This window comes from Arcobacter lacus (genome assembly GCF_003063295.1).
GTDB lineage: Bacteria > Campylobacterota > Campylobacteria > Campylobacterales > Arcobacteraceae > Aliarcobacter > Aliarcobacter lacus.
In genome coordinates this window covers 1-742 of the sequence record NZ_MUXF01000021.1, presented here as the reverse complement: position 1 = coordinate 742, position 742 = coordinate 1, and the positions used below count along the sequence as shown (strand labels likewise).

At 25.6% G+C, this 742-nt stretch carries 1 rRNA gene; it reads left to right on the top strand.

Going from position 1 to position 742, the window contains the following annotated elements:
- Positions 1-16 precede the first annotated feature (16 nt).
- Positions 17-132, top strand: a 5S ribosomal RNA gene (gene rrf / locus B0175_RS10945).
- Positions 133-742 lie beyond the last annotated feature (610 nt).

The following is a 742-nucleotide window of genomic DNA, read 5'->3' as shown; positions in this document are numbered from 1 at the left end:
TTTTATTACTTAACTTGCTGGTGGTACTAGAGAAGAGGAAATACCCAGCTCCATTCCGAACCTGGAAGTCAAGCTCTTCATCGCCGATAATACTGCAGGGTCCCCTTGTGGAAACGTAGGTCATCGCCAGCTCTTTAAGTTTTTTTTATAAAGCTTACCTTTACATACACTTTTTTGTATCTAATGGTAAGCTTTTTTTTTAGCCCTCTTTATTCTTTTTATTGACATCCCTTTTAATCTTTTTAATCTTTTTAATCTTTTTTTAGCATATCTTACATTGACACTATATTAAAAAGTTCCTTCTCTATACTATCTAGTAGAGCTAAGCTTTCTTTTTTTCTCCCCCTTTGTATTTACTCCAAGTAGTCTATTGTCTTATGCACCTTTCTTTACTTATTGTTCTATATATTTAATTTATTATCACTACATTTAGTTTTTAACACATCTTTTTATATCTTTTTATACAAGTTTTAATTGGCTTTTTTAACCACTTTAGGTTTACTTAAAATGCATAAATATTCTCTATCCATTGAATTAAAAGTTCTATATATCTTTCTTTTTAAATTATTTGATTTCTTTTTTCATTATAACTTTATATTTAATTTTTTAACCATTATTATTCTATACAAAATTATTTTTAATACATTATTCTAATTTATTATTATTGATTATTTTATTCATATATTCTTCTTACATTAAATCTTTACTATCTCTAATTCTCTAATATAACACTGATTTAAAA